Origin of the sequence: Lapidilactobacillus mulanensis, from assembly GCF_003946215.1 — a bacterium.
Lineage (GTDB): Bacteria > Bacillota > Bacilli > Lactobacillales > Lactobacillaceae > Lapidilactobacillus > Lapidilactobacillus mulanensis.
Window position 1 is genome coordinate 1 of record NZ_RHOW01000074.1, and the last position, 4,556, is coordinate 4,556.

The 4,556-nt window shown below is 35.3% G+C and carries 5 protein-coding genes and 1 pseudogene; 5 read left to right on the top strand and 1 reads right to left on the bottom strand.

What is annotated here, in order from left to right; translation table 11 throughout:
- Nucleotides 1-336 precede the first annotated feature (336 nt).
- Nucleotides 337-1,280: pseudogene (locus EKM67_RS10320) on the bottom strand (magnesium transporter CorA family protein).
- Between the two features lie 152 nt (nucleotides 1,281-1,432).
- Here EKM67_RS10320 and EKM67_RS10325 point away from each other — a divergent pair.
- The 5 genes from EKM67_RS10325 to EKM67_RS10345 all read left to right on the top strand — a co-directional run bounded on the left by EKM67_RS10325 (nucleotide 1,433) and on the right by EKM67_RS10345 (nucleotide 4,041).
- A complete protein-coding gene (locus tag EKM67_RS10325; protein ID WP_125578902.1) occupies nucleotides 1,433-2,326 on the top strand; it encodes an SDR family oxidoreductase in 894 nt (297 codons plus the stop codon).
- A gap of 60 nt (nucleotides 2,327-2,386) precedes the next feature.
- The gene (gene amaP, locus EKM67_RS10330; RefSeq protein ID WP_125578903.1) at nucleotides 2,387-2,944 is read left to right on the top strand and encodes an alkaline shock response membrane anchor protein AmaP; all 558 of its coding nucleotides are present in this window, start codon (nucleotides 2,387-2,389) and stop codon (nucleotides 2,942-2,944) included.
- Nucleotides 2,945-2,956: 12 nt separating this feature from the next.
- Nucleotides 2,957-3,157 (top strand): DUF2273 domain-containing protein, encoded by a 201-nt coding sequence (locus EKM67_RS10335; RefSeq protein WP_125578904.1) that lies wholly within the window; start codon nucleotides 2,957-2,959, stop codon nucleotides 3,155-3,157.
- Between the two features lie 86 nt (nucleotides 3,158-3,243).
- Nucleotides 3,244-3,777, top strand: a complete 534-nt coding sequence (locus EKM67_RS10340) for an Asp23/Gls24 family envelope stress response protein (RefSeq protein ID WP_225417374.1) — start codon at nucleotides 3,244-3,246, stop codon at nucleotides 3,775-3,777.
- Nucleotides 3,778-3,792: 15 nt separating this feature from the next.
- Nucleotides 3,793-4,041: a GlsB/YeaQ/YmgE family stress response membrane protein gene (locus EKM67_RS10345; protein WP_125578906.1), complete on the top strand. Its 249-nt coding sequence runs from the start codon at nucleotides 3,793-3,795 to the stop codon at nucleotides 4,039-4,041.
- Nucleotides 4,042-4,556: the final 515 nt, after the last annotated feature.

A 4,556-nucleotide genomic window follows, 5' to 3' on the forward strand; every position in this document is an offset into this window, starting at 1 on the left:
ATAATTTTCGTTTTTCTCTAGTGTCTGTTCGTGTTTACGTTCTGCTAGTTCTTTCTCATTTTCTTCGTGCGTTTGGTGATGTGTCATCTAAAAGTCCTCCTTTGAATAAATGCTTGTTATGAGTTACAAACTTATCGTAACAAGTTGCCAAGATGTTTTGCAATGGAAATGCTTTCTTATTATTCTTTCATACAGCCAGTCGAGACAGTACCCATAATATAGCGCTGAAAAACGATAAAAATGAGTAATAATGAAAGAAGAGAAATTACAGACGCTGATAATAATAAGTCCAATCAATGTTTTTACGCTTATCAATGAAGCTAGATTTAAAAATCCTCACTTTGTATAGTCTTTTCGTTTTAAATGGATTGCTACTAATGCGGTCACAATAATACTGACGATAATCACGACAAAGAAACCGAGATTAGTCCCCTTACCGGGAAGCCCGCCTGTATTCATACCCCAAATACCTGATATTAATGCCGGTATCGAAATAATTAGCGCCGCAGAATCTAAATATTTCATTAGGTGATTCAGATTATTGTCCATCATATCGCCAAAGAGTCCGCCAACGGTTTCTAATAAATCACGATAAATGGTGATCAACTCTTCAGCGTGGGCTTGGCGCAATTTAATGTTATAAAGTAATTTTTTATCGTTTAATTTCTCTTCCATATCGGTTTCATGCCATAAATAGTCTAGGGTTTTTCCTGACCTCTTAAAGTATGGTCTAAATAAACGATGTTCCGTTTTGTATCAGCTAATCGAAATAATTCTTCATTTTCTGTTGTTTTTCGGGCGGCACGATCTAAGTCATCGATTGTTTTCTTAATTTCAAGCAGTTCTTTAATATAATGCGTATAAATCATTAAAATGACGTAAGCACATAATTTTTCTAAAGATGTTACTTGATTAGCATACTTATCGATAAAACGTTCACAAAATTCAGATCGATCACCTACGTAGGTAATAATTATTGATTTGGACCAGATAAAAATTAGCGGTTCTAAACGTTCTTCAATTGAGATTTCTCTATCAGCAGAGAGATTGGTTAAAGATAGTATGGTTACTTGTCCTAATTTATCATTTTCTATTTGTTCGTATCGAGAAATTTCTTCCGCTTCATCACTTGCTGAAAAGATGTCTTCAGGTAATTTATAATCGTGGATGACTTTTTCCTGTTCTTCTGCTGTTGCTTGCTCTAGAACTAGCCATGCGTCAACTACTGAATCTTTATTAAGTATTCCTTTAGTTTCATCGATTTGATAATAATTGATCATATATTTCTCCTTCCAAAAATTTATTATTTTACTTAAACAATAAATAGAGTGCGGTGCTTAAGTCAATTTTTAAAATCACAAAATCTCTTAGGCAAAAAAATTTATTTAGTTCTTTCAATATCATACGATTAATTTATAAAGGAGGAATGATGATGACAGAACCTATTTTAATTGATCCACGGAATTTATATCATACTTCTCAATTTGAGAAGCAGGATCAAGAAACACCAGCACTTCAAAAGAAAATGTCGCCTAAGCCTGATTGTGGCGAAGGAAGTTACATTGGTAATCATAAACTAGAAAACCGCCGTGTTTTGATTACTGGTGGAGATTCAGGAATCGGTCGTGCTGCTGCAATTGCATTCGCTCGAGAAGGTGCAGATATTGCCTTGCAATTTTATCCAGGTGAAGAGCCAGATGCAAATGAAGTAGCAGAGTATATTCAAGAAGCCGGACGCAAAGTTGTCTTGTTACCTTGTGACTTACGCGATCGAAATGCACCAGAGCAAATGGTAACACAAACGATTGCTGAATTAGGTGGGTTAGATACAATATTACTTAATGCGGCTCAACAAATTTCTCAACCATCGATTGAGGAATTAACGATGAAACAGGTTGAAGATACTTTTACGGTTAATATTATTTCGCAGTTTGCCTTAGTTAAAGCCGCTTTACCACATCTAAAAGCTGGTAGCAGTATTGTGACAACAACGTCTATTCAGGCGTTTGATCCTAGTGCACATTTATTAGATTATGCAACAACTAAGGCGGCGATTGCTAACTTTACTGTTGGTTTAGCGAAGCAATTGGCTGAAAAAGGTATTCGTGTAAATGGCGTTGCTCCTGGTCCAATTTGGACACCATTACAATTAGATCAAGGTCAACCCAAAAGTGCCTTACCAAAATTTGGTCAAGATACTTTAATGAAGAGAGCAGGTCAACCAGCCGAATTAGCACCAGTTTATGTTTTCTTAGCATCCAATGATGCCAGCTATGTGACAGCTCAAATCTATGGTGTCACCGGTGGCGGTGCGATCAATCTATAATTGAATGGTTGAGTAGTTTAACTAATATCTAACCGAGTCTTGAAAAAAGGAGGTTAGTAAATGAATCGAGTTGTAAAAACGCTATTGATTATTGTTGGTTTACTTTTAGCCTCTGCTCTAGTACCACTGATTGTGATTGGCGCGCCATACGTCGGTTTAGACCAAGTACGTTTTCTCGATAGGATATTTTTAAATATGTACTTTTGGCAATATTTATTCTGGATAGCGAGTGCGTTTGCGATCTTAATTCTAATTGGGATAGTCTTTGTGGTTTTTTATCCACGATTACGTCATCAATTTAATCTTGATTCTAAAGGCGGTCATTTAGTATTAGAGCAAAAGGCAATTGAAGGCTTCGTTCGCTCAAAACTAGCGACTAAAGATTTTATCAGTAAACCTAAAATTAAAGTTCACGCAACTAAACGTAAAATTCGAGTAACAATTGATGGTCAATTAAAACGAACATCATCACTAATTGATCGAACAGAAGCTTTTCGTTCTGAAATACAACAAGAATTACAACGATTACTTGGAACTAAAGAACAAGTGATTGTTAATGTTGACTTTAATGACTATCAAACCAATAAGCAAACTACTGATAGTACTCGAGTGGTTTAAGGAGGGCATAAGATGAAGGCTTTTTGGCAACGCTTTATGTTCCCCATTATTGGTGGGGGTCTGGGCTTACTTATAGCGATATTATTCGTTTCGATTGGTTTTTTTAAAACTTTATTGCTAATTATTTTAACAATTGTTGGCATATTAATCGGATTGTATGTTAAACGCCTAGGTATTTTGGACGGATTATTAGATCAATCAGATGATTATTAGGAGGACAAAAAATGACACAAAATATTCAAAACGGATCAGACACAAGAAAAGATGCATTGCAAACAACAAACCAAAAAGCAGCGCATATGCGCAGTGAATCTGATAAGACCAATGATCAAATTCGTGGCGAATTAACTTATGACGATAAAGTTGTGCAAAAGATTATTGGTAATGCAATTGAAAAGATTGATGGTTTATTAGATGTCAACGGTGGCTTCTTCGCTAATATGGCCGATAAACTGGTTAACACAGATAACGTGACTTCTGGTATTAAAACTGAAGTCGGTGAAAAACAAGTCGCAGTTGATATGGACGTTGTGATCGAATATGGTCGTGATATTCCTGAAATTGCTGACAAAGTTAAACAAGTCATCCATGATGAAGTAGCTAAAATGACTCATCTTGAAGTGATTGAAGTTAATATTAACGTTGTTGATATTAAAACTGAATCTGAATATGAAGAAGATTCTGAAACCATTCAAGATAAAGTGACGAATGCCGCAAAATCAACTGGCCGTTTTGCTTCAAAACAGACGGATAAGGCAAAAGATGCAATTTCGCAAGGATCAAATAAAGTTCAAGAAAAAGTTAAAGATAACACTGAACCACGCGTTCAATAAAAAGGAGGAATTAACATGGGTTGGCTTTGGTCATTAATCGTAGGTGCTATTATTGGTGTCATTGCAGGTGCAATTACTGGTAGAGGCAATAGCATGGGCTGGATCGCTAATATTATTGCTGGTCTGGTCGGATCAGCTATTGGACAAGCATTATTAGGTACTTGGGGACCTTCTCTTGCAGGGATGGCGCTAATTCCATCCATTTTGGGTGCCGTTATCTTAGTTATTATTGTTTCCCTCATTTTGGGTCGCAAAAAAGCATAGCCTAACTTTAAAAATATTATTTAGCTAAAGGAATATCCCTCGTGCTGTTGTTATTCGTGATGAATATCAAATAGCACGGGGGATATTTTTTTAGTGAATCAAATTACTTCTCTTTTTCAATTCTAGATTGTGCTTGCTGGATCTAATCGAGACAGTGCTATATGTTTTAAATAATGTATATGGTGTGAGGAAAATCAAGAATAACGTTTGTAGCTTATTTTTTAATTTGATCGGATTGCTCAATAATTTTGGAAAAATAGTTTTAAAGGGGAGCTTGAGGTCATAATATTCAGTTGTTTCATTTTTAGATGTCACACTGTCTACCTCTTCTAATGAAAATAAATTAAGGCTAGTAGAAGTAGGGGGGAAATCAAGAAGCATAAAAAGCTATTGTAAAATAATCAACAATCATGTTGCTTATTATTTGCATAAAATAAGTATTATAAAATATACCCGAATTGTCAAATCAAGTGCAACACTACTGATCTATTCTTATAAATTGGTATAGTTAGTCG